This is a genomic window from Rhodococcus sp. SJ-3 (assembly GCF_051918125.1).
Lineage (GTDB): Bacteria > Actinomycetota > Actinomycetes > Mycobacteriales > Mycobacteriaceae > Rhodococcus.
Map to the genome: position 1 here is coordinate 188,011 of NZ_CM123306.1, position 21,942 is coordinate 209,952.

The following is a 21,942-nucleotide window of genomic DNA, read 5'->3' on the forward strand; positions in this document are numbered from 1 at the left end:
GTCACGCACGCACGACGGCCAGGATTTCCTCGACCAGCGCGCTGACCTCCGCGCGGGTGGGCGCCTCCACATTCAGCCGCAGCAACGGTTCGGTGTTGGACGCACGCAGGTTGAACCACGCATTGTCGGGGAGATCGACGGTCACGCCGTCGAGCCGGTCGACCGACCGAGCACGGTCGGCGAACGCGGCGAGCACAGCTTCTGTCCGTTCCGACGCGTCGCTGACGGTGGAGTTGATCTCTCCTGACGCCTCGTACCGGTTGTAGGACGCCATGAGGTCGGACAGCGAACCGTCGTGGCCCGCGAGCGCGGCCAGGACATGAAGGGCGGCGAGCATGCCGGAGTCGGCGCCCCAGAAGTCGCGGAAATAGTAGTGAGCGGAGTGTTCCCCGCCGAAAACCGCACCGGTCTCGGCCATCTGCTGCTTGATGAACGAGTGGCCGACCCGAGTGCGCACCGGCTTGCCGCCGAGTTCGGTGACCAGTTCGGGGACGACACGTGAGGTGATCAGATTGTGGATGATCGTAGCGCCCGGTTCCTTGCCGAGTTCGCGGGCCGCGACCAGAGCGGTCACGGCAGACGGGGTCACGGGTTCACCACGCTCGTCGACGACGAAGCAACGGTCTGCGTCGCCGTCGAAAGCCAGGCCGACATCGGCACCGGACTCGGCGACGAGGCGCTGCAGGTCTACCAGGTTCGCAGGCTCGAGCGGGTTGGCCTCGTGGTTGGGGAACGTTCCGTCAAGTTCGAAATACAACGGCACCAGCTCGATCGGTAGCGCACCGAACGTGGCCGGGACGGTGTGTCCGCCCATCCCGTTTCCCGCATCGACTGCAACCTTGAGCGGGCGCATCTGCGACAGGTCGACCAGTCCCCGTACGAACGACGCGTACTGCTCGAGCACGTCCTGTTCGCTGATCGTGCCGGGGGCGCCGTCATAGGCCGGCACCCCTTCGATCACTTCGGCGGAGATTGTTCCGAGTCCGGTCTCCTGGCCGACCGGCTTCGCGCCGGCCCGGCACAGTTTGATGCCGTTGTACTCGGCCGGGTTGTGGCTTGCGGTGAACATCGCACCGGGGGCATCGAGGATGCCGGAGGCGAAGTACAGCTGATCAGTGGAGGCAAGACCGATGAGCACCACGTGGAGACCCTGTGCGACGACCCCCTCGGCGAAGGCGTTCGACAGAACCGGAGACGACTCACGCATGTCATGACCGATCACCACGCGGGATGCAGCGCTGTCGTCGCGGACGAGACGTGCGAACGACGCACCGACCTCGCGGACGAAATCCTCGTCGATCTGCGTCCCCACCACGCCGCGAACGTCGTACGCCTTGATCACGGCTGCAACCGATTCGGCAGATCTCGCCACTGTTTCCGCTCCTGATCGTCGAATTGCACCGCGCCATCCTCGTGGCGCAGGTCCGCGATCAGCCTAGTGCGACGGAGTCAGCTCGTGGGATCGGGCAACACTCGAAGGTGGCCTCGGCGGCCGGTACGCGCAGCCGAAGGAACCGCCGCACGCGGCGCGACCTCGGCCACTGCCGGGTCCGTTTCGACCCGGTCGCGTTCGCCCATGCCTGCCTCGCGCACCGCTTCGGCGAGGGCGGTGAGATCGTCTTCGTCGGGGGTGGCGGTGTCGAACGCCCCCTCGTACCGGACGAGTTCCCAACCTTTCGGCGCGGTAATTCTCGAGCCGTGCGTTTCGCACAGATCCCACGAGTGCGGCTCTGCGACCGTGGCAAGGGGCCCTACAACAGCGGTCGAGTCCGAATACACGTAGGTCAGCGTCGCAACAGCAGGGTTCTTGCACCCAGGCCGGCAGCATCGACGCAGTGATCTCACGCCTCGGAGCGTAGCGTGTCACCGGCCCCGGGACTATTCGGACACACCGGGGAGTAGCCCTCCGATTTCGGTTGTCGTAGTCTCCCTGTCGTAATCTCCACTGCATGGCCCGAGCACGTCGTACTACTCCCGTGTCGTCCCGCACGGCGACGCGACGCGGTCGCGGAATCCGCGGACCGCTGTTTCCCCACGACCTGCCTGCGCGCAAGTCACGGGCCGAGAAGTTCGACCTCCTCGTCCTCAGCGCGTTCGCGCCGATCGACGCTCAGTGGCACGACCGCCTCACGAAACTCGACCTTGCGGTCGACGACGTCCCGAAGATTCGCGCGCGCGACCCCGACTCGGTGAACTGGCCCGACGAAGTCGTCGCCGACGGGCCGGTCCCGCTGTCGCGGCTCGTCCCCGCGGGGATCGACCGCAGGGGCGCCGCGACTCGCGCCCGGATCGTGTTGTTCCGCCGCCCGCTCGAGCTCCGCGCCGAGGATCCCGACGATCTCACCGACCTCGTGCACGACGTCCTCGTCCATCAGGTCGCGACATACCTCGGCATCGAACCGGAGGTCGTCGATCCGGAACTCGGCGATCTCGGCGACGAGGATTGAGGCCGGCGGGAGACGAACACGGCGAAGGCCGGGCACTCGGTCACCCGAGTACCCGGCCTTCGTCGTGGATCGTCTCCGGACACCGATGAATCAAGCCCGTACTCCCCGTACCGGGCCGGACCAGACCGTCAGACGATGCCGCGCTTGAGACGCCGCCGTTCCCTTTCGGACAGCCCGCCCCAGATTCCGAAACGTTCGTCGTGAGCAAGGGCATATTCGAGACACTCGTCACGAACCTCACACCCCAGGCAGATGCGCTTCGCTTCCCGCGTCGAACCACCCTTTTCAGGGAAGAACGCCTCCGGGTCGGTCTGTGCGCACAGTGCACGTTCCTGCCACTGCTCCTCGACGTCCGTCGAATCACCAAATCCTGTAATCAATTGCAGAATCGGTGTGCCACTGTCGGAGTCGTCGCAGACACTCTCGACTGCAGTATCGATCCGAGAGATCTCGAAAACTTCGCGCTCGTCGGCCATCCTCCGCCTCCTCACCTGCAGCGCCGCAACTTTCGCGGATCGGGATCTTTCTGCCACCCCCCGAATCTTGCTCGAATGCAACGTCGTCACAGTCGATCCCGATCCGGAAACCCGGAATGACACATATGTGATTAGACACGCCGGGCGTGTCGCGGTCAAGCGGAACGAATTTTCTCGCTTACGATCGACGACTTTGCAATTTCTTGGTTTAGGACGGCGCTCGCCGGGGTACCACGCGCACCGCATAGGCTGGCCCCGTGAATGTGACTGTATTGGTCGGAGGTGTCGGCGGTGCCCGTTTCCTCACAGGACTGCGAGAACTCCTCGGCATCGCACCGGGCTCGGACATCGACCCCGACGCGCCACATCGGATCACCGCCGTCGTCAACGTCGGTGACGACGTGTGGATGCACGGCCTGAGGATCTGTCCCGATCTCGATACATGCATGTATACGCTCGGCGACGGCATCGACTCCGAGCGAGGATGGGGCCGGAAGGCCGAAACCTGGAATGCCAAGGAAGAACTCGCCGCCTACGGCGCAGACCCCGACTGGTTCGGTCTCGGCGACCGCGATATCGCCACCCACCTGATCCGTACGAGGATGCTGCGCACGGGATATCCGCTCTCCGCTGTCACCGAAGCGCTGTGCGCACGATGGAAGCCCGGCGTGACGTTGCTACCGGCATCCGACGACCGCAGCGAGACCCACGTGGTGATCACCGATCCCGCCGACGGCATGCAGCGCGCGATCCACTTCGAGGAATGGTGGGTGCGTCACCGCGCCCAGGTTCCTACCCACAGCTTCGCCCACATCGGGGCCGACGACGCGAAACCGGCACCCGGCGTCCTCGAAGCCATCGAGTCCGCCGACGTGGTCGTTCTTGCGCCGTCGAACCCCGTCGTGAGCGTCGGTGCGATCCTCGCCGTGCCGGGCATCCGCGGCGCACTACGGACTACGAAAGCGAAGGTCGTCGGCCTGTCCCCCGTGATCGGAGGTAAGCCGCTACGAGGCATGGCCGACGCGTGCCTCGACGTGATCGGAGTCGACACCACCGCCGAGGCAGTGGGCAGGCACTACGGAGCCCGCAGCGGCACCGGAATCCTCGACGGCTGGCTCGTGCATTCGACCGATGAGGCCGACGTTCCCGGCGTCGAGGTACGAAGCGTGCCACTACTGATGACCGACGTCGACGCGACCGCCGATATGGCCCGCGCCGCACTGGAACTCGCCGGAGTGCAATTGTGATGCCCGCAGACAGCACGACCGCCACCTCCGTGCGTGACCACGCGCCGGGCGGCCCCATCGAGATCAGACCTGTCACCGGCCTACCGGAGTTCCGACCCGGCGACGACCTCGCGACCGCGCTCGTCGCTGCCGCGCCGTGGATCGTCGACGGCGACATCCTGGTGGTCACCAGCAAGGTCCTGTCGAAGACCGAGGGACGCATCGTGCCCTCCCCCACCGACCCCGATGCACGCGACGCACTCCGGCGGCGACTCGTCTCCCAGGAAGCGGTGCGGGTGCTCGCCCAGAAGGGCCGCACACTGATCACCGAGAACAAGCTCGGCATAGTGCAGGCCGCGTCGGGCATCGACGGCTCCAACGTCGACGGCGCGGAACTCGCGCTGCTGCCCGAGAATCCCGATGCCAGTGCCGCGGCGCTGCGCGCTCGGATCTTCGAACTACTCGGAGTGCGGGTCGGCGTGGTGGTCACCGACACCATGGGCCGCGCGTGGCGTGTCGGCCAGACCGACGCCGCGATCGGATCCGCCGGGCTACCGGTGCTCCACGGCTACGAGGGCTCCCACGACTCGCAGGGCAACGAACTCATGGTCACGTCGGTCGCACTCGCCGACGAGATCGCGGCCGCGGGTGATCTCGTCAAGGGCAAGCTCGGCGGAGTCCCGGTCGCAGTGGTTCGCGGCCTCGACCTTCGCGACGATGGTTCCACCGCACGCGCACTCGTACGCGGCGGAGAGGACGACCTGTTCTGGCTCGGCACCGCCGAGGCGCTCGAACGGGGCCGACGCGAAGCACTGCTGTTGCGCCGGTCGGTACGCGAGTTCTCCACCGACCCCGTCGACCCCGAAGATTTACGCGACGCAGTTGCCGAAGCACTCACCGCGCCGGCACCCCACCACACCCGTCCTGTCCGGTTCGTGTGGGTACGCACCGAGCAGGTACGACGACGTCTTCTCGACGGCATGCGCGACCGCTGGGCCGACGACCTCACGGGCGACGGACTCGATCCCGTGGCCATCGAACGCCGTCTCGCACGCGGATCGATCCTTTACGACGCGCCCGAAGTGCTGGTGCCGTTCTGGGTTCCCGACGGGGCCCACGAGTACCCGGATGCGCGCCGCACCGCCGCCGAAGCCACGATGTTCACCGTCGCCGCGGGCGCTGCCGTACAGGGTCTGCTCGTCGCACTCGCCACACGCGGCCTGGGCAGCTGCTGGATCGGATCGACGATCTTCGCCCCCGACGTCGTGCGTGACGAACTCGATCTTCCCGACGATTGGTCGCCTCTGGGCGCGATCGCGGTGGGGTACCCGAAAGACGAGCCGCTGCCTCGCGAGGTGTCGGAGCCCGGCGACTCCCTGCGGGAGCTGTAGCCGTGTCGGCCGAGTCGTTGCACGCGTCCGCACTCGAGCGGCTGGGCGCGTGGCGCACCGATTCGGAGAACGCAGAGTCCTTGAAACACACGATGCTCGCGTTCCTCGATTCCGCGCCCGGCGGCTGCCTGCGTTCGCACGTTCCCGGGCACATCACCGCGTCGTCGCTCGTTGTCGACGCCGATCATCGCAATGTGCTGCTCACGCTGCATCCGCGGGTGGGCAGGTGGATCCAGCTCGGCGGGCACTGCGAACAGAGCGACGAGACCGTCGTCGATGCCGCACTTCGTGAGGCTTCGGAAGAATCGGGGATCGACAACCTCACGATCGACCCGAACCTGCTCTCGGCGCATACGCATCCGATCACGTGTTCACTCGGCAAGCCCACACGACACCTCGATCTGAGGTTCCTCGTCACCGCACCGGTGGGCTCGGTACCGGTGCGCAGCAACGAGTCGACCGATCTGCAGTGGTGGCCGGTCGACGCGTTGCCTGCCGATGCCGAACACGAGACGATCGAACACCTCGTGCGGCTCGCTGCCGCCCGCCGCTGATCTGCCGGCGGACGGCCCCCTACAGGTCGACGGGTGCGGGGACCGGACGCTTCGGAGCGATCCCGTCACCCGACGATTCGCCGCGGACCCGTCGCCGGACCCACGGCATCAGGAACTCACGTGCCCACTTGGCGTCTGCTCGACGCTGCTCCGGGCGAGCTACGACCGCTGCCGGTCCGAGTTGCACAGGCTCGATCTCGTGTTGCGCTCCGAGCGTGTCCAACACCCTGATCGCCATGTTGCGGTGCCCTTCCGGCGACATGTGCAAGCGATCGAAGTCCCACATGCGGTAGTCCCGGTATTCGCCGAACCGCCAATAGTCGACCAGCGTCGCACCGTGGCGATCGGCGACCTCACGGACGAGTTCGTTGTAGATGGCGACCCGTCCCCGCAGGTGCCGGAACACCGGTGCCCAACCGACGTCGTACGCAGTCCACATCAGCACCCTGGCGCCGGTTCCAGTGAGCGCGGCGATCGCCTCGTCGTATTGTGCGACGAGTCCGTCGAGATCCAGACCCGGCCGCATGATGTCGTTTCCACCTGCGTAGATCGTCACCAGGTCGGGTTCGAGCGCAAGTGCGGCATCGAGCTGTTCGTCGAGGATCTGCCGCAGCAACCGTCCGCGGATCGCAAGGTTGGCGTAGCCGAACTCCTCGTTGCCACGAGCAAGTTGCTCAGCGACACGATCGGCCCACCCGCGCACACCGTTCGGGCAGGACGGATCGTCGTCTCCGACGCCCTCGGTGAACGAATCCCCCAGCGCCACGTACTTCGTGTAGGTCGCGGCAGTCTCGAAGTCAGACATCTGTGCTGAACCTGATTCCTCCATCCGGGATCTGGACCCCGGGCCATACCCGCGCACCACGTAGCAGTTCGCAGCGCGCACCGATGTCGGCACCGTCGCCGATCACACCGTCGCGAATCAATGCACGCGGACCCACCCGCACACCGAAACCCACGATCGTGCGCTCGATCACCGCACCGGCCTCGACCCGCGCGCCGTCGAAGATCACCGCACCGTCGAGGCGCGCACCCGCGCCGATCTCGGCGCCGCGGCCGATCACCGTGCCACCGATGAGCAACGCACCCGGAGCAACGGACGCACCGGAATGCACCAGCGACTCGCCGCGCTGCCCCGGCAGTGCCGGCGACGGAGCGATACCGCGCACCAGATCCGCCGAACCACGCACGAAGTCCTCCGGGGTGCCCATGTCGCGCCAGTACGCGGCGTCGACGTGGCCGAAAAGCTTCTTGCCCTCCGTCAGGAGTGCGGGGAACACCTCGCGCTCGACCGACACCGGCCGGCCCTCCGGGATCGCCTCGATGATCTCGCGGCGGAACACGTAGCAGCCCGCGTTGATCTGATCGGTCGGCGGATCCTGGGTCTTCTCGAGGAAAGCGGTGACCCGGCCGTCGGCATCGGTCGGCACGCAGCCGAACGCGCGGGGGTCGCCCACACGAACGAGATGCAAGGTGACATCCGCCTCGGTGCGGACGTGGGTGTCGAGCACGGCCCCGAGATCCGTTCCACCGAGCACGTCGCCGTTGAACACCATGACGTTCTCTGCGCGAAGCTTCGGCAGCACGTTGCGGATGCCCCCGCCTGTCCCGAGCGGCTCGGTTTCGGTGACGTACTCGATCTCGAGGCCGAGATCCGATCCGTCCGCGAAGTGTTCCTCGAAAACCTCCGCCTTGAACGACGTGCCGAGAACCACATGCTTGATTCCCGCCTCACGAATCCGCGCGAGCAGATGTGTCAGGAACGGCAGTCCCGCGGTGGGCAGCATCGGCTTCGGCGCCGACAGGGTCAGCGGGCGAAGCCTCGTTCCCTGCCCCCCGACCAGAATCACCGCGTCGGTATGCGGTGCGGCAGCACTCGTCATTGTCTCCCCTGTTTCTCGTCGAGATCGGTCCCCTCATGACCGACCTTGCCTGCATCGCGCTCGCGCACTGCCGAAGCAACCGCCATCTTGGATCGCACCGCGAGGCCACCACGCAGAGCCCAGCGCAACGGTGCCTGCCACGGATGCGGATGCCGATCTGCCTGGAACCGGTACGCACTCTCATGGTGCGCCGGAAGCATCAATTCCGGGTGACGCCCCGCGGCGTGTCCCTTCGCGTGGGTGACCTCCGCGGACGGAACATAGACGTTGTGCCAACCGGCTCGCCCGAGCCGATCGCCGAGGTCCACATCCTCCATGTACATGAAGTACCGGGAATCGAATCCGTCGACGCTGTCGAACGCGGCACGGCGAAGAAGTAAGCAGGATCCGGAAAGCCAACCTACGGGCCGCTCGCTGATCGCTTCGTTCTCCTGGCGGTAACGCTGCGTCCACGGGTTCGTGGGCCATACCGTGCCGAGCAATGCGTGGCCTGCCCCGGAAGACAGCGTCGGCACCGTACGCGCGGACGGATAGATGGTCCCGTCCGGTTCACGGATCAGCGGCCCCAGCGAACCGGCGCGCGGCCACCGCTGCGCTGCCTCGAGAAGGGTGTCCAGTGAGCCGGGACCCCACCGGACGTCGGGATTGGCGACCACCACGAACTCCGCCGACTCGTCGATCTCGGCAACCGCACGGTTGACTGCGCCGCCGTAGCCGATGTTCCCCCCGGTATGCAGCAGGGTCACATTCGAATGCGCCTTCGCCGCCGCTTCCGGCGTGCCGTCGGTCGAGCCGTTGTCTGCCATGATCACGCGGGTCGGCAGCGAGGTCGCCGTCGTGAGCGAAGTCAGGAAGTTCTCCAGGTGCTCGCCGGGCGAGTAGGTCACCGTCACCACGGCCAGCGTCGAATCCACGCGCGCAACCATAGCGGCCGAAGCAGTGTGCGACGAGTCACGGGCAGACTTCGCGGAGCTCACGCGAGCGCATCCAGCGCGCCGAGCGCCGCCTCCAACGCTTCCCGCCACGGCCGGAGCGGAGTGAGGCCGGCCGCCGACCAGGCCTGCCCGTCCAGCACCGAGTACGCGGGACGCGGAGCCGGCCGGACGAACTCGTCACTCGTGCAGGGCAGGACCCGGTGCGGGTCGGCGCCGACACCTGCGAAGACTGCACACGCCAGGTCGTACCACGTGGCCTCACCCGCGTTGGTCGCATGCAAGATCCCCCCCGGCACAGGATCGGAGGCGGCGCGAAAGGCGAGTTCGAGCAGGCCGGCAGCAAGATCGCGCGCATAGGTGGGGCACCCCAGCTGGTCATCGACGACACGCACGGTGTCACGTTCATGTTCGAGACGTCGCATCGTCGCGACGAAGTCGTTTCCCTCGCCGGTGTAGACCCACGCGGTCCGTACGACGTGCGCGGACGGCAGGATCGCACGAACGGCCTGCTCACCGAGCAGCTTGGACCGCCCGTACGCGCTTCGAGGATCGGGGCGCGCATCGACCGCATACGGCTGTGTTGCGTCGCCGGCGAACACGTAGTCGGTGGAGACATGGATCAGAGCCGCGCCGACGTCGGCGCACGCCCGGGCAAGCACGGCCGGACCGTGCCCGTTGACGGCCGTGGCCGCGTCCTCGTCGGTCTCCGCTGCATCGACCGCGGTGTATGCAGCACAGTTGATCACCACGGACCCCGGCGCGACGGCCGCAGCCACCGCCGCCTCGTCGGTGATGTCGAGTTCGGCCGAGCCCACGCCACGAACAGGAGTGCCCGAAGACGTCCCCAGGTCGATCACGTGGCTGCCGAGCTGACCGTGGGCCCCGGTCACGAGAACGTTACGCACGTGGCCGAGTCTGGCACGCCGGTGTCGAACACGCCCGTCGGGGAATTCCACCAGTAACCTTCATCGAGTACCCGGACGCAAGCCGAAGGAGGACCGCACGTGCCGTCAGAGCCGCCCCGCCGCAGGACCAGGGCGCGCCCCAGCACGGATGAGCGGCGCAGGACGCGTCCGACGCGCTCGTCGTCCAGGCCTGTTCGAGAGCCGAGCGCCTCGCGGCGCGCCGCCGGTGACCGCGCCATGCCCCAGGCCACCCAAGGTGTCTCGCGGGTGTTCACAGGGCGACCACGCCAGTTCGCCGCCGCGGTCGCCGCCGCACTCGTCTTGATCGCCACCGGCGTCGGATGGCGCACCTACGATTCGTTCGCATCGTCGCTCGCCTCGGTCGAAGGCCTGAACCTCGGAAACGGCAAGGACGGCGCCCTCGACATTCTCTTGGTGGGCACCGACAGCCGCACCGACGCGCACGGCAACCCTCTGTCGCAACGCGAACTCGATGCGCTGCGTGCCGGCGAGGAGGTCGCCAACAACACCGACACCATCATCTTGATCCGGGTACCGAACGACGGAAGCTCCGCGACGGCCATCTCCATCCCCCGTGACACGTATGTCGAGGTGCCGGACATCGGGATGTCCAAGATCAACGCCGCATATGGCGCCACGAAGGAACTCGCGCGGCTCGAGGCCGTCGAATCCGGCGAGGACGAAGCGGCGGTCGAGAAATCCTCCACGAAAGCGGGCCGGGATGCGCTGATCGAGTCGGTCGCGGACCTGACCGGCGTGACGGTCGATCATTACGCCGAGGTCGGTCTGCTCGGGTTCGTCCTGCTCACCGATGCGGTCGGCGGCGTCGATGTGTGCCTCAATGCCGCGGTCGACGAACCGTTGTCGGGTGCTCACTTCGCAGCAGGCGAGCAGACCCTTCAGGGGTCCGACGCGCTGAGCTTCGTCCGCCAGCGTCACGACCTGCCGCGCGGCGATCTGGATCGGATCGTGCGTCAGCAGGTGTTCATGGCGTCGCTCGTGCAGAAGGTCCTCAGCGCGAAGACGTTGAGCAATCCGTCGAAGGTCGGACAACTGACCGCAGCGGTGCAACGCTCGGTAGTGCTCGATTCGGATTGGGACATCGTGCAACTCGCTACCCAGATGCAGGATCTCGCGGGTGGTGCGGTGCAGTTCTCGACGATTCCGGTGCAGGACATCAATGCGATGACCGACTACGGCGAGTCTGTCGTCCAGGTCGATCCCGATGAGGTGCGCGAGCATGTCGCGGCCCTGGTGGGTGGGGACTACGAGGGGTCGGAGACGACCACCAGCGATTCACCGGCGCCCGACATCGATCCGTCGTCCGTGACCGTGAACGTCTCCAACGCAGGCAGCGTGTCCGGATTGGCGTCCGAGGTGTCGCTGGCGATGAGTTCCGAAGGCTACGGCGAAGGTGTTGTCGGCAACTACGCGGGCTCGGCGATGACCTCGACCACTCTGTATGCAGCCGACCCCGACTCCGACGAGGCGCTGGCCGTCGCGGCGGCACTCGGGGATGTCGACATCGACTCCGACCCGAGCCTCCCGGCAGGCACCGTCGAGCTCGTGCTCGCCGACGACTACACCGGCCCTGGCTCGTCGTCCTACTCCGGGTCGAGCTCGGCATACACGTCGGACACGACAGCGCAGTCCGACGTGATGCCTGCGGGTGAGTCGGCGACGCCTGCTCCGGCCGCACCGCCCATCGACGCCGGATCCGACGGGCCGCGCTGCGTCAACTGATCGATCCCGACCCAACTCCCGAGAACGAGGATTTTCCGTGACCACCCTGACCTCAGCCCTGCTCGACCCGATCCTCGCGGCCGATCCTGCCGGTCCGCGAATCACCTGGTACGACGACGCGACCGGCGCTCGGATCGAATTGTCAGCACTTACGCTCGCGAACTGGGCAGCCAAGACCGCCAACATGATCCGCGACGAGTTCGGAGTGCTGCCCGGTGGCCGGGTTTCAGTGCTGCTGCCCGCGCATTGGCAGAGCGCGGCGGTTCTGCTCGGTGCGTGGTGGGCAGGCACCGAGGTGGTCCTCGCCGCCGATCCCGACTCGGATCTCGCGCTCGTCACCCCGGACCGCCTCGGCGAGGTCGACGACGTCGCCGAGGTGGCCGCGTTGTCCCTCGACGCTTTCGGGCGTCCTGTCCCCGATCTGCCGCCGGGTGTCACCGACTACGCCACGAATGTGCGGCTGCACGGCGACCAATTCCGCCCGTCCGGCGCCGGCGGCGCCGCGCTCGACGGTCGCACGGTCGCCGATCTCCTTGCGGCAGCAAAGGAGTCTGCGGCGCGATCCGGGATCACCGGCACCGACCGTGTGTTGTCGAGCCGCGACTGGACCACCGTCGACGAACTCGTCGACGGGTTGCTCGCTGTGCTCTCCGTCGGAGCTTCCCTCGTCCAGGTGAGCAATCCCGACCCGGCCGCGATCGATCGTCGCGTCGAGAGCGAGAAGATCACCGCACGATTGGACGCATGACGCACGCCTCCGTGCTGCGCCACCGAAGTGAGGTCGGTCCCGTGCTGTAGGCTCCTCGCCGGAGACGACACGTAGGGGGATTCGTGCCGGGGGGCTCACCATCAGAAGAACTGTTCATCGACGTCGTGGCCGTGGCCATGCTCGCGTCGGCGCTCGACACGGCTGCGGACGACATGTCGGCGGCGGTCGATGCGCTCGGATCGATCAACGGCCAGGATCTCGGCGGTGCCGAATTGGATCGTGCCGCAGCTAATTTCCGTGACCGCTGGAAGGACGGCATCCGCAAGGTCGCGTCGGCCACAGACGGTCTCTCGATAGCGCTGACAGAGACATGCAACTCCTACAGCGCCCAAGCCGAAGCAACCGCTGCAGCATTGAGCACGATCGGTTCGGCACTGCCCGACGGTGGCGACTCCACCGGGGATGCTGCACCTCCACCCGCCCAGTTCCTCGGCGTACTGCGGGGAGACTTCTGATGTCCGCACCCAGCACGTCGGGCGATTCGAATACCGCGCTGTTCCCGAACCTCGGCTTCGATCCTGCCCCGGGCAACCCCGCCACGGTCGGTTCGGTCGCCACGCAACTACACACCACCACACGCACACTCGACGAGGCGCACCGAGCACTGGTCCGGATGGGGTACAGCGACGGCATCTGGCGATCGACCGCCGCTACAGCATTCCGCACTCGGAGCGCCGAACTTCCACCGGTACTCGACACCGCCGGTTCCTCACTCCAGCAGGCCGGTCGGGCGCTCGAGGCATGGAGCGACGATCTGGCCTCCCTCCAGAAAAGGGCAGTTGGCCTCGAAGAGCTTGCTCGGTCTGCGCGCAGCAATGTCGCTGCGGCAGAATCCAATCCTGCCCTCCAGGAACGCCATCGCACGTACTCCGATCCCGACCAGTTGGCAGCTGCACAGGCCCGGCTCGACAGCGCCGTCGCGGAGCTGGACCGTGCCCGCACCACACTCGACGACATCATTTCGCGCGCCGAGTCGCTCCGGATCCAGCATCGCGAACTCGTGGACGAGACCGCACGTGCGCTCCGTAAGGCCGCCGAACAAGCGCCCGACGAAGGATTCTTCGAACGGCTCGGCCGCCGCCTCGACAACTTCCTCGACGACGTCGGCGATCTGTTCGAGGACATCTGGGATTACGTGCAGGACAACGCGGATCTCATCAACGAGTTGTCGAACACCTCTCCACATTGAGTACGGTCATCGGCACCGCGGCCATTGTCACAGCCTGGCTCCCCGCAGTAAGCGGACCGTTGGCCGCCGTCTCAACAGGGCTGGGTGTTACGGCCCTCGCCGGTCATGCTCTTGCGAAAGCAGCAGGTGCAGAGGTTCACCCGATGACATTCGCTCTCGACATCGTCGGCGTTGCAGGCGGGTTGACACGTCTGTCCGACTTCGCGGCCCCGATTGCTGCGTCAGTTGTTCCCACCGCCGCACAGGCAACCGGCGCCGATGTCACCAACATCGTTGATGATGTCCAAACCTATCTGATTGCTGACACACCGTCACAAGCCATCACACAACAGGTCCTCGGCCCAGTGCTCGGCCCGCTCGCGAACACTGTGATCAGGGAAACCCCATGAATGTACGGTTCGATGCCCCGCCCGGGCTCGCCCTCGTCCCCCTCCACGAGGAGATCTCTCTGAGAAGAGCCGCCGCCGAAGAACTCGTCGCGTCGGCCACCGCACCAGACAGGCACGCCGGTGTGTCGAGTGTTCTCGCGGCAGGCGAACTTCTGTCACGCTGCGATCTGGTGCTGGCCGGCACTCTCGCCCTGCCTGATACCGAGACAAGTGAGTTTGCCGCAGTGACGCTTGCTGTTCGAGCTCTTCCTGTCAGGCACGGACTCTTCGATCGGCCCGAAGCACGGGACGAGCTCGCCCGAGCAGTCGAGAAGACGATGGCTCAGGCCAACCCCGCCGCGGCCGTTCAGTACCGCCTACTCGGATGCGGACCGGTCGTCCTGGTACTGAGGGCGTCCCTGTTCGACCTGCCGGGGGATGTCACCGTCACCGGCGAAGCGGTGGCCATCACGTCCGATTCGCTCCAGGCAATTGTTCCACCGCCCGGAGTCAGCGAGGTGGCTGTGCTCGATATCAGTAGTTCATCGCGCGTACTGTGGCCGCGGTTCGTGGAGGTTGCACTGACGATGATCGACAGCATCCGCATCGACCCCTCCGACGACGCCGATTCCGCCGGAACTACCAGGTGAGCCGTCGGCCACGCTCTGGACGGGAATTGACCGCCTTCGTTCCGACTCGTCCAGAAAGGTGAGCGATGAACCAGCTCACGATCTTCACCGAACTTGCGGCGGCGAGTGGAACCGGGGAGGTACCCGAGTGGTGGCATGCACCGCTCCTCGTCACCTTGGCAATTGCCGGGCTGGCCGTTGTGCCGATCAGGTGGGCCAACTATCGGTGGAAGGTTCATCGTGGACGGCGCCACGCCCCCTCAACCGATATACAGGAAGCACAGATTCGGGCGATCCTCGACGGCCGGCCGCTCGTCACTCTCGATCCGCGCGATTTCACCCTCACCGTAGCCCGAATCAATCGCATTGCAAACGAGTTCGGGTATCACTACGTCAATGAATGCGGAAACAGATTCGGGAGCACACGAGTGGATTTCCAACGCCTTCCCGAACCCCCACCACCCCGCATACCGCACATATCACGGCGTCGGACGCAGGGACGTGCCTTCGGATCTGCCGGGACGAACGCCTCCGTATATCTGCCACCAGAGAATGCTGAGAACCTCGGCACGCATTGGGATCCCGAGACGATCGATAGCATCCGCATGTTCGCGTCCGCGCGTTTCACAGGGGCCGACGTGGTGCGGGTGAGGAAGAAGGAGATCGAACCTCACCTCGGCCTCGCCACGATGATCGCCCGCGAATACGGGTACGTCTTCGGATGGTCACATATCCCTCAGAACCGGACGGCGTGGGATTCCCGGCCGGAGGTGTACCACTTCCGCCGCTTGCACCCGATACTGTGACTTATGAAATGTTCTGTACGTGGATAATTCATACGCTCGGGCAGTAGCCCCCGTCACCGAGCCCCGCTTCGATCTCGAACCTGTTGCGCGAACCGGGATTGTGTAATTCCTCCCACAGATAGCGCACCGCGAAACCGAGGCCGTGTCGTGCCCACTGATCGGCGTGGACGGCCTCGTGTCGAAGCAGCCGACGCGACGGCGGCTTGCGGGTGAGGAACACTCCACCGACGGTGGTGCCACCCCGCGCGAACCCTCCGCGCATGCCGGTGCTCACATAGAGACCGAACTCGTCGTCGAATGTGATCACACCACCTCGGAGTCGTGCCCAACGCAGGGCGAGCGCGGTCGCGATGCGCGCAGACGGCACACCCCGCGACGCCCGTGCCGTCCGGTACGAACGACGATCTTCTCTCGGCACACGTCGAGCGTAGCGACGTACGGTGGGCGATCCCCGAAGAGGGATCGCCCACCTGTGACCGAGTGTCAGACCCGGGCCGGGACCGGCTCGTCCACGTGGTCGAGCTTCTTCCGCTTCGCGACCGGGATGGTCAGCGTGATTGCGGCCGCGACCAGTGCGACTCCACACCCGATGAGCAATCCGGTACGGAAGCCTGCTTCGGTCGGAAGCGAGTAGTCGCCGACCTGAACACTCATCTGGGCCAACACGACACCGACCACCGCGGCCGAGATCGACGTGCCCATTGCGCGCATCAGGGAGTTGACGCTGTTGGCCGACGCGGTCTCGGACTGCGGCACAGCCCCCATGATCAGGGCGGGCATCGCGCCGTAGGCGAATCCGACACCGGTGCTGCAGATCGCGGCGACGATCATCAGGCCCCACGTGGAACCCATGAGTAATTGCGACGAACCATACGCGATGGCGATGATCACACAGCCTACGAAGAGGGAGACCTTCGGACCACGCACCGACGACAGCCGGCCGGCGATCGGCGACACCGCCATCATCATGATGCCGCCCGGAGCCATCCACAGGCCCATCGCCAGCATCGATTGCCCGAGACCGTATCCGGTTTCAGTGGGCAACTGGAGCAACTGCGGGATGATCAACGATTGCGCGTACATACCGAACCCGACGACGACCGATGCCGCATTGGTCAGCAGCACGAGCGGGCGAGCCGCAATCCTCAGGTCGACGAGAGGTTCGGAGAGCCGGAGTTCCCACCATCCCCAGACCAGCAGGACGACGACAGCGACGGCGAACAGGCCGAGAGTCGTCGAGCTGCTCCAACCCCAGTCGGCACCCTTCGACACGGCGAGCAGCAATGCCGTCAGCGCGATGCCCAGACCGATCGCGCCCACCACGTCGAAACGTCCGACGTTCGGCTTTCCGGGAACGGCGGGCACCACCTTCCAGAGCAGGACCAGGACGAGAGCACTCAGAGCGGCGGTCGCCCAGAACAGCACACGCCAGTTCGTGTTCTCTGCGACGGCCGCAGCGATGGGGAGACCGAGGGCACCACCGATGCCCATCGACGCGCTCATGAGAGCGATCGACGAGTGGAGACGCTCGGGGGGAAGCACATCCCGCAGCAAACTGATTCCCAGCGGAATCAAGCCGACACCGAGCCCCTGCATGCCGCGCCCGATGAGCATCGGCACCAGCGACGACGACATCGCACACACGATCGCACCGAGGACGAGTGGAATGGTGCAGAGCAGCAGCATGCGACGTTTGCCGTACATGTCGCCGAGCCGCCCGATGACCGGGGTCGCCACTGCGCCCGTCAGAAGGGTGACCGTGATGACCCAGGATGCGTTGGACGCGGTCGTGTTCAACATCACGGGCAGCTGCCCGATCAGGGGAACCACCAGCGTCTGTGTGAGGGCACCGACGATTCCGGTGAACGCGAGCACCCCCACCAACAGTGAGGGACGCACTTGCGGCGCCGCAACAGAACCTTGCATTGACGAACTCCGTCTTCGAGTAAAGAAAAACCCAAACCAGTGGGTAATATGTATCGAGCACATGGTATGCATGATGCATATCGACGGGTCAACACCGAGTTCGCCCATACTGGGAAAACACGACCTAGGAGTGATGAGACACACAGATGGACAAGCCGACGCACCTGATCGAGTTCGAAATGATGCTCATCGGGCGGCATCTCAACTTCTTCGGCCCCCGCAGGCGAGATGCCGGACGCCTCGACCGCAGTGCCTACACCATGCTCAGTCGGCTTTCGGCCCAAGGACCGATGAGCATCGGTCAACTGAGCGACGCCTTCGGACTCGATTCCTCTACGGTCAATCGCCAGACCTCTGCATTACTCAAGGCCGGTTTGGCCGAGCGCATCCCCGACCCCGAGGGAGGCATCGCACGCAAGTTCCAGATCACCGAAGACGGTGCCCGGCGCCTCGACCACGAACGCGCCCGAGCGATCGAGTCGCTCGAGCGCGTTCTGGCCGACTGGGATACCGAAGACGTGGCCCAATTTGCGCGGTACCTCGAACGGTTCAACTCCGACATCGAGCGAATGTCGGGCTCACCATGGACGCGGCACACGAATATCGGGCAGCCTGAGACCCCGTGACCTCACCCTGCCAGTGCAACGATCGGCGACACCCGGCTCGCCCGCCGCGCCGGCACGAGCGAAGCGACGATACCTGCGGCGCCGCCCGCGACAACGATGCCTGCCAGCTGCAACCAGGGCACCGCGTCGAGGCCGACATGGCCAGCACCGATGACCGACGCGGTACCGCATGTCCCGAGCAGCACGCCGAGTGCGACTCCCAGGACGGACGCAACTCCCGCGATGATCACCGCTTCACGCACGAGAAGGCTGCGCACTCCTGACCGGGACAGTCCCACCGCGCGAAGCATGGCCGTTTCACGTCGCCGTTCGAGGACCGACAGCGCCATGGTGTTGCCCACCCCGATGAGTGCGATCACCACGGCGACCGACAGGAGGCCCCCGACGATCAGCAGCATCGTGTCGAGGACGTTCTCGAGTGTCTGCCTCATCTTCACAGCTCCGACCACCTCACTACCCGGAAACGCTGCCGCAGCCACCCGCGCCACCTCGTCGGTGACCGCGACCAAGTCCTCCTCGGACAGTCCGTCGTCCAGTTTCAGCCACATGGTGTCGGCCGCCGCCGAATCATCGACCCTTCTCAGGTCGACCATCGAGATCATGTCCGGCGCCCCGGCGTCTGCAATGGCGACGGTCAGATCCTGCATTCCGGTACCACCTCCGACAGTGACGATCTCGCCGTCGCGCACACCCGCGGCCTCCGCCAGCGATCGTTCGAGCACGATCGTCCCGGCCTCGGGCAACCGCACATCGGCGCGGATGGTCGATGCGGCGGATGCCGGATGGACGCCGAGCACGGAGAACTCCGCACCTGCCACAGTGACCGTCGCAGACGCGACCTCGGTGCCCGCGTGAACCCCGTCGATCGCGGTGAACCCATCCGAAGCTCCGACGGGCACGGGCTCCGAAGTCGCGGCGACAGCGATATCCACCGGGAAGTTCTGGTCGACGACCTCGGGCGCTCCGGCCTTCAGCGTGCCGATGCCCACCACGATCGTCGCCGTGAGTGTCACCCCGATGAACAGGGCCGTCGCTGTCGATGCCGTTCGCCGCGGATTACGTCGCGCATTTCCGGCCGCGAGTGCTGCGATCGGCCCGCCGATCCGGGCGAAGAGCTCACCGACAGCTCCCACAGTGGCGGGCACGATCCGGCGAGAAGCCAGGACGATACCCACGAACAGCAGAAGACCTCCGGGACATGCGATCAGTACGTTGCTCACCCCAGCACCGATCGCGAGCATCGTAGAGCCTCCCGCCACCCCGAGCAGTGCGCACGCGCGGCGCAACCGCGACTCGGCCACCGGCTCGGCCTGAGCCTCGAGCGGATGCATCGCCGCGAGTGCCGGTACCCGCGTGGCCGCCCGCGCCGCGCCGTTCGCCGCGACCACCGTGAGCACAGTTCCGAGCACGAGTCCGGCGACGACCGTCGCGATCGTCACAGAGATGGACGTGAGCGGGATCGGAGCATCCGCTGCGCGTGCGGCCGCAACCACACCCATTGCGAGACCGCACCCGGCGAGCACCCCGAGAGCCGCCGAGACGCAGCCGACGATCAGCGCCTCGCCCCGTACGCTGCGCCGCACCTGGGACACGGTGACACCGACACACCGCATGAGCGCGAGCTCCCGCGTACGCGCGGCAAGCAACACTGCGAAAGTATTCGCGATGACAAGTCCCGCCACGACCACAGCGATCGCGGCGAAGCACAGCAGTACGTTGCGCAGCAAAGCAATGTCCCCGACGTACGCGTCGGCCACCGCCGTGCCACGATCCTCACCCGAGACCACCTCGGTCCCCGGCGCGGCGAGCGCAACCGCGTCGCGCACCGCATCACCGTCGCCCACGACACGTATCTCCCAGTCCGCAGACTCTCCGGACCAGGCCCGTACCTGCGCAGCGTTACCGAAGATCTGGCCCGAATCCATCGCGAGAGGCGAACCGGCCACGTCCACGACACCGACCACAGTCACGGACGCGGGCGCCGTCCCACCCGACAGATCGGCCACCGTGACGGTGTCACCGACCGCCCGTCCCGACGACGAACCCACCGCTATCTCTCCGTCGCCGGCGGGCCATCGGCCATCCGCGAGCCGTTGCCAGCGCATCGACTCGTCGGATGCGATCGTGGCCGCAGTACCGTACGCGGATGCTCCGTCCGCGTACGCGAGCCGGACGTCAGCAGTCACATCGAGGGCGACCGCGCGCACGCCCGGCACTGCGCCGACCGCGGACACCGTCCGATCGGGGTCTGTCCCCGACTCCTCCGGCACCACCACCGCGGTAACACCTTCGTACTGTGCTGCAGCCGATTTCGTGATCGACGCATTCACGGTGTCACTGAGAACGAGAGTCAGCACGACAAATGCCACCGCGACGATCACCGCGAGCGCCGTCGCGACGTACCGTCCTCGATGAGCGCGTGCCTGAGCCAGAACAAGGTGTCTCATCGCGCCGTCACCGCAGTTCCGGCGGCGCTCAGTGCGCGCATCGTGTCGATGACGGAATCAGCGGTGGGTTCCGTGATCTCTCCGGCCACGCGACCGTCCGCAAGCAGAACGACACGGTCCGAGTAGGACGCAGCAACCGGGTCGTGTGTCACCATGACCACCGTCTGGCCGGTTTCCCGCGCACTCGACCGCAGCATCGACAGCACCTCCGCGCCGGACTGCGAATCGAGATTGCCCGTCGGTTCGTCGGCGAAGATGACGTCGGGTTGCGGCAACAGCGCCCGCGCGACAGCGACACGTTGCTGCTGACCGCCGGACATCTCGTGTGGCAGATGGTCGAGACGAGCGCTCAGACCGAGGCGGCCGGTCACCTCGTCGAACCACTCCTGCGACGGTCGCGTACCGGCGAGGCGCATCGGCAGCAGCACGTTGTCGCGGGCGGTGAGCACCGGCAGCAGGTTGAACGCCTGAAATACGAAACCTATACGGTCGCGGCGCAATCCGGTCAGCACGGCATCCGAGGCAGCACTGATCTCGACATCCTCTCGGCGACCGTCACCGTGAAGAACCACACGTCCGGAATCGACACCGTCGAGACCGGCGAGGGCATGCATGAGGGTCGATTTACCGGAGCCGGACGGCCCCATGATCGCGGTGAAGCGGCCGCGCTCGAATGCTACGGAAAACCCGTCGAGGGCCCGCACCTCGGCATCACCGCGTCCATAGACACGGACCACGTCGTGAGCGGAACAAGCCGGAACGAATGTGCTTCTCGAAGTCATACATCGACGGTAGGAACGATGTGTCGCGAGAACATCGGAGCGCAGCTCCATCTTGCCCACGCCGCCCTCGGACCGCGGTGGTACCGACCTACGACGCAGATCCGACCACGGTCCTACTCATTCGCTCCGAGCAGCTCGTCGGGCCGCACCAGACCGGCCCGGAATGCGAACAGCACTGCCTGGACCCGATCGCGTGAACCGGTCTTCGCCAGAACCCTACCCACGTGGGTCTTCACGGTTCCCGCCGACAGCACGAACCGGTCAGCGATCTCGGTGTTGGTCAGCCCGTGAGCCATCGCGACGAGAACTTCGAGTTCACGAGGCGTGAGATCATCCGAAACTGACACTGCTGCAGCAGAACTCGATTGCCCGTCTCCCAACAGCGGGGTGACGTGCTGCAGCAGACGACGTGTCGCGCGCGGTGCCATGACAGCATCGCCCCGGTGCACCGTCCGCACTGCATCGAGCAGGTCCTCCGGAAGGGCGTCCTTGAGGAGGAAACCGCTCGCGCCGGCAGCGATGGCCTGAACGACGTAGTCGTCGTTGTCGCACGTGGTGAGCACCACAACTTTCGGGGCATCCGGAGCGCCCAGCAGGGCGCGGGTTGCGGAGATACCGTCGAGCCGCGGCATCTGGACGTCCATGAGGACCACGTCGGCGCGCACCCGACCGAGTTCGACGACCGCAGCCTCGCCGTCGGAGGCCTCGGCGACAACGTCGATGTCGGGTTGCGACTCGAGCACCATACGGAAGCCCGCGCGCACGAGCTGCTGATCGTCGACGAGTGCGACGCGAATGGGGTCGGCGAATTCGATCACG

At 66.2% G+C, this 21,942-nt stretch carries 24 protein-coding genes; 12 read left to right on the forward strand and 12 right to left on the reverse strand.

The window, feature by feature from the left end; all coding sequences use genetic code 11:
• Position 1: 1 nt before the first annotated feature.
• Together ACTDXD_RS00885 and ACTDXD_RS00890 are read right to left on the reverse strand one after the other, a co-directional pair.
• Positions 2 to 1,372, reverse strand: a complete 1,371-nt coding sequence (locus tag ACTDXD_RS00885) for a phosphomannomutase/phosphoglucomutase (RefSeq protein ID WP_440125344.1) — start codon at positions 1,370 to 1,372, stop codon at positions 2 to 4.
• A 77-nt stretch (positions 1,373 to 1,449) separates the two neighbouring features.
• Positions 1,450 to 1,845 (reverse strand): DUF3499 domain-containing protein, encoded by a 396-nt coding sequence (locus tag ACTDXD_RS00890; RefSeq protein WP_440125345.1) that lies wholly within the window; start codon positions 1,843 to 1,845, stop codon positions 1,450 to 1,452.
• A 104-nt stretch (positions 1,846 to 1,949) separates the two neighbouring features.
• Between ACTDXD_RS00890 and ACTDXD_RS00895 the strand changes: the two genes are divergently transcribed.
• Positions 1,950 to 2,447, forward strand: coding sequence for a metallopeptidase family protein (locus ACTDXD_RS00895; RefSeq protein ID WP_440125346.1), 498 nt, complete (start codon positions 1,950 to 1,952; stop codon positions 2,445 to 2,447).
• A gap of 128 nt (positions 2,448 to 2,575) precedes the next feature.
• On the opposite strand, the gene ACTDXD_RS00900 is transcribed toward ACTDXD_RS00895, so the two are convergent.
• Positions 2,576 to 2,836 (reverse strand): WhiB family transcriptional regulator, encoded by a 261-nt coding sequence (locus tag ACTDXD_RS00900; RefSeq protein ID WP_169686803.1) that lies wholly within the window; start codon positions 2,834 to 2,836, stop codon positions 2,576 to 2,578.
• 344 nt (positions 2,837 to 3,180) lie between these two features.
• Here ACTDXD_RS00900 and cofD point away from each other — a divergent pair, with 344 nt between their 5' ends.
• Genes cofD through ACTDXD_RS00915 form a run of 3 tightly spaced genes read left to right on the forward strand, consistent with a single transcriptional unit; the run spans position 3,181 to position 6,094 of the window.
• Positions 3,181 to 4,170: a 2-phospho-L-lactate transferase gene (gene cofD, locus ACTDXD_RS00905; protein WP_440125347.1), complete on the forward strand. Its 990-nt coding sequence runs from the start codon at positions 3,181 to 3,183 to the stop codon at positions 4,168 to 4,170.
• A complete protein-coding gene (locus ACTDXD_RS00910) occupies positions 4,170 to 5,540 on the forward strand; it encodes a coenzyme F420-0:L-glutamate ligase (RefSeq protein ID WP_440125348.1) in 1,371 nt (456 codons plus the stop codon). The genes cofD and ACTDXD_RS00910 overlap by 1 nt, the downstream gene beginning before the upstream one ends.
• Positions 5,541 to 5,542: 2 nt before the next feature.
• Positions 5,543 to 6,094, forward strand: a complete 552-nt coding sequence (locus tag ACTDXD_RS00915) for an NUDIX hydrolase (RefSeq protein WP_440125349.1) — start codon at positions 5,543 to 5,545, stop codon at positions 6,092 to 6,094.
• 19 nt (positions 6,095 to 6,113) lie between these two features.
• On the opposite strand, the gene ACTDXD_RS00920 is transcribed toward ACTDXD_RS00915, so the two are convergent.
• Genes ACTDXD_RS00920 through rfbD form a run of 4 tightly spaced genes read right to left on the reverse strand, consistent with a single transcriptional unit; the run spans position 6,114 to position 9,817 of the window.
• Positions 6,114 to 6,899 (reverse strand): SGNH/GDSL hydrolase family protein, encoded by a 786-nt coding sequence (locus tag ACTDXD_RS00920; protein ID WP_440125350.1) that lies wholly within the window; start codon positions 6,897 to 6,899, stop codon positions 6,114 to 6,116.
• Positions 6,892 to 7,977: a sugar phosphate nucleotidyltransferase gene (locus tag ACTDXD_RS00925; protein WP_440125351.1), complete on the reverse strand. Its 1,086-nt coding sequence runs from the start codon at positions 7,975 to 7,977 to the stop codon at positions 6,892 to 6,894. Before ACTDXD_RS00925 ends, ACTDXD_RS00920 begins: the two co-directional genes overlap by 8 nt.
• The gene (locus tag ACTDXD_RS00930; protein WP_440125352.1) at positions 7,974 to 8,891 is read right to left on the reverse strand and encodes a glycosyltransferase family 2 protein; all 918 of its coding nucleotides are present in this window, start codon (positions 8,889 to 8,891) and stop codon (positions 7,974 to 7,976) included. Before ACTDXD_RS00930 ends, ACTDXD_RS00925 begins: the two co-directional genes overlap by 4 nt.
• A gap of 59 nt (positions 8,892 to 8,950) precedes the next feature.
• Positions 8,951 to 9,817, reverse strand: coding sequence for a dTDP-4-dehydrorhamnose reductase (rfbD, locus tag ACTDXD_RS00935; protein ID WP_440125353.1), 867 nt, complete (start codon positions 9,815 to 9,817; stop codon positions 8,951 to 8,953).
• A gap of 237 nt (positions 9,818 to 10,054) precedes the next feature.
• Between rfbD and ACTDXD_RS00940 the strand changes: the two genes are divergently transcribed.
• From ACTDXD_RS00940 to ACTDXD_RS00970, 7 genes are all read left to right on the forward strand, one after another.
• Positions 10,055 to 11,581, forward strand: a complete 1,527-nt coding sequence (locus tag ACTDXD_RS00940) for an LCP family protein (protein ID WP_440125354.1) — start codon at positions 10,055 to 10,057, stop codon at positions 11,579 to 11,581.
• A gap of 37 nt (positions 11,582 to 11,618) precedes the next feature.
• Positions 11,619 to 12,329 (forward strand): TIGR03089 family protein, encoded by a 711-nt coding sequence (locus ACTDXD_RS00945; RefSeq protein WP_440125355.1) that lies wholly within the window; start codon positions 11,619 to 11,621, stop codon positions 12,327 to 12,329.
• An 83-nt stretch (positions 12,330 to 12,412) separates the two neighbouring features.
• Positions 12,413 to 12,805, forward strand: a complete 393-nt coding sequence (locus tag ACTDXD_RS00950) for a hypothetical protein (protein WP_440125356.1) — start codon at positions 12,413 to 12,415, stop codon at positions 12,803 to 12,805.
• A complete protein-coding gene (locus tag ACTDXD_RS00955; RefSeq protein ID WP_440125357.1) occupies positions 12,805 to 13,539 on the forward strand; it encodes a putative T7SS-secreted protein in 735 nt (244 codons plus the stop codon). Before ACTDXD_RS00950 ends, ACTDXD_RS00955 begins: the two co-directional genes overlap by 1 nt.
• A gap of 143 nt (positions 13,540 to 13,682) precedes the next feature.
• The gene (locus ACTDXD_RS00960; RefSeq protein WP_440125358.1) at positions 13,683 to 13,928 is read left to right on the forward strand and encodes a hypothetical protein; all 246 of its coding nucleotides are present in this window, start codon (positions 13,683 to 13,685) and stop codon (positions 13,926 to 13,928) included.
• On the forward strand, positions 13,925 to 14,557 hold the full coding sequence (locus tag ACTDXD_RS00965; protein ID WP_440125359.1) for a hypothetical protein: 633 nt from the start codon (positions 13,925 to 13,927) through the stop codon (positions 14,555 to 14,557). The genes ACTDXD_RS00960 and ACTDXD_RS00965 overlap by 4 nt, the downstream gene beginning before the upstream one ends.
• A 65-nt stretch (positions 14,558 to 14,622) precedes the next feature.
• On the forward strand, positions 14,623 to 15,342 hold the full coding sequence (locus tag ACTDXD_RS00970; RefSeq protein ID WP_440125360.1) for a hypothetical protein: 720 nt from the start codon (positions 14,623 to 14,625) through the stop codon (positions 15,340 to 15,342).
• A gap of 28 nt (positions 15,343 to 15,370) precedes the next feature.
• Here ACTDXD_RS00970 and ACTDXD_RS00975 read toward each other — a convergent pair whose 3' ends face one another.
• Both ACTDXD_RS00975 and ACTDXD_RS00980 read right to left on the reverse strand, forming a co-directional pair.
• Positions 15,371 to 15,760: a hypothetical protein gene (locus tag ACTDXD_RS00975; RefSeq protein ID WP_440125361.1), complete on the reverse strand. Its 390-nt coding sequence runs from the start codon at positions 15,758 to 15,760 to the stop codon at positions 15,371 to 15,373.
• A 65-nt stretch (positions 15,761 to 15,825) separates the two neighbouring features.
• Positions 15,826 to 17,268 (reverse strand): MFS transporter, encoded by a 1,443-nt coding sequence (locus ACTDXD_RS00980; RefSeq protein WP_440125362.1) that lies wholly within the window; start codon positions 17,266 to 17,268, stop codon positions 15,826 to 15,828.
• A 146-nt stretch (positions 17,269 to 17,414) separates the two neighbouring features.
• On the opposite strand from ACTDXD_RS00980, the gene ACTDXD_RS00985 reads away from it, so the two are divergent.
• The gene (locus tag ACTDXD_RS00985; protein WP_440125363.1) at positions 17,415 to 17,894 is read left to right on the forward strand and encodes a MarR family winged helix-turn-helix transcriptional regulator; all 480 of its coding nucleotides are present in this window, start codon (positions 17,415 to 17,417) and stop codon (positions 17,892 to 17,894) included.
• A 2-nt stretch (positions 17,895 to 17,896) separates the two neighbouring features.
• Here ACTDXD_RS00985 and ACTDXD_RS00990 read toward each other — a convergent pair whose 3' ends face one another.
• The 3 genes from ACTDXD_RS00990 to ACTDXD_RS01000 form a co-directional block, all read right to left on the reverse strand.
• The gene (locus tag ACTDXD_RS00990; protein ID WP_440125364.1) at positions 17,897 to 20,341 is read right to left on the reverse strand and encodes an FtsX-like permease family protein; all 2,445 of its coding nucleotides are present in this window, start codon (positions 20,339 to 20,341) and stop codon (positions 17,897 to 17,899) included.
• Complete coding sequence (locus ACTDXD_RS00995; RefSeq protein WP_440125365.1) at positions 20,338 to 21,123, reverse strand: ABC transporter ATP-binding protein; 786 nt, start codon at positions 21,121 to 21,123, stop codon at positions 20,338 to 20,340. Before ACTDXD_RS00995 ends, ACTDXD_RS00990 begins: the two co-directional genes overlap by 4 nt.
• Before the next feature lie 113 nt (positions 21,124 to 21,236).
• Positions 21,237 to 21,941 (reverse strand): response regulator, encoded by a 705-nt coding sequence (locus tag ACTDXD_RS01000; RefSeq protein ID WP_440125366.1) that lies wholly within the window; start codon positions 21,939 to 21,941, stop codon positions 21,237 to 21,239.
• Position 21,942: the final 1 nt, after the last annotated feature.

Excerpts from the sequence above, each read along its gene's own strand:
- ACTDXD_RS00960 (WP_440125358.1), top strand. The coding sequence starts at position 13,683 with ATGACATTCGCTCTCGACATCGTCGGCGTTGCAGGCGGGTTGACACGT.
- ACTDXD_RS00940 (WP_440125354.1), top strand. The coding sequence starts at position 10,055 with ATGCCCCAGGCCACCCAAGGTGTCTCGCGGGTGTTCACAGGGCGACCA.
- ACTDXD_RS00985 (WP_440125363.1), top strand. The coding sequence starts at position 17,415 with ATGGACAAGCCGACGCACCTGATCGAGTTCGAAATGATGCTCATCGGG.
- ACTDXD_RS00925 (WP_440125351.1), bottom strand. The coding sequence starts at position 7,977 with ATGACGAGTGCTGCCGCACCGCATACCGACGCGGTGATTCTGGTCGGG.
- ACTDXD_RS00910 (WP_440125348.1), top strand. The coding sequence starts at position 4,170 with ATGCCCGCAGACAGCACGACCGCCACCTCCGTGCGTGACCACGCGCCG.
- ACTDXD_RS00970 (WP_440125360.1), top strand. The coding sequence starts at position 14,623 with ATGAACCAGCTCACGATCTTCACCGAACTTGCGGCGGCGAGTGGAACC.
- ACTDXD_RS00980 (WP_440125362.1), bottom strand. The coding sequence starts at position 17,268 with ATGCAAGGTTCTGTTGCGGCGCCGCAAGTGCGTCCCTCACTGTTGGTG.
- ACTDXD_RS00920 (WP_440125350.1), bottom strand. The coding sequence starts at position 6,899 with ATGTCTGACTTCGAGACTGCCGCGACCTACACGAAGTACGTGGCGCTG.
- ACTDXD_RS00895 (WP_440125346.1), top strand. The coding sequence starts at position 1,950 with ATGGCCCGAGCACGTCGTACTACTCCCGTGTCGTCCCGCACGGCGACG.
- ACTDXD_RS00995 (WP_440125365.1), bottom strand. The coding sequence starts at position 21,123 with ATGACTTCGAGAAGCACATTCGTTCCGGCTTGTTCCGCTCACGACGTG.
- ACTDXD_RS00965 (WP_440125359.1), top strand. The coding sequence starts at position 13,925 with ATGAATGTACGGTTCGATGCCCCGCCCGGGCTCGCCCTCGTCCCCCTC.
- ACTDXD_RS00990 (WP_440125364.1), bottom strand. The coding sequence starts at position 20,341 with ATGAGACACCTTGTTCTGGCTCAGGCACGCGCTCATCGAGGACGGTAC.
- ACTDXD_RS00955 (WP_440125357.1), top strand. The coding sequence starts at position 12,805 with ATGTCCGCACCCAGCACGTCGGGCGATTCGAATACCGCGCTGTTCCCG.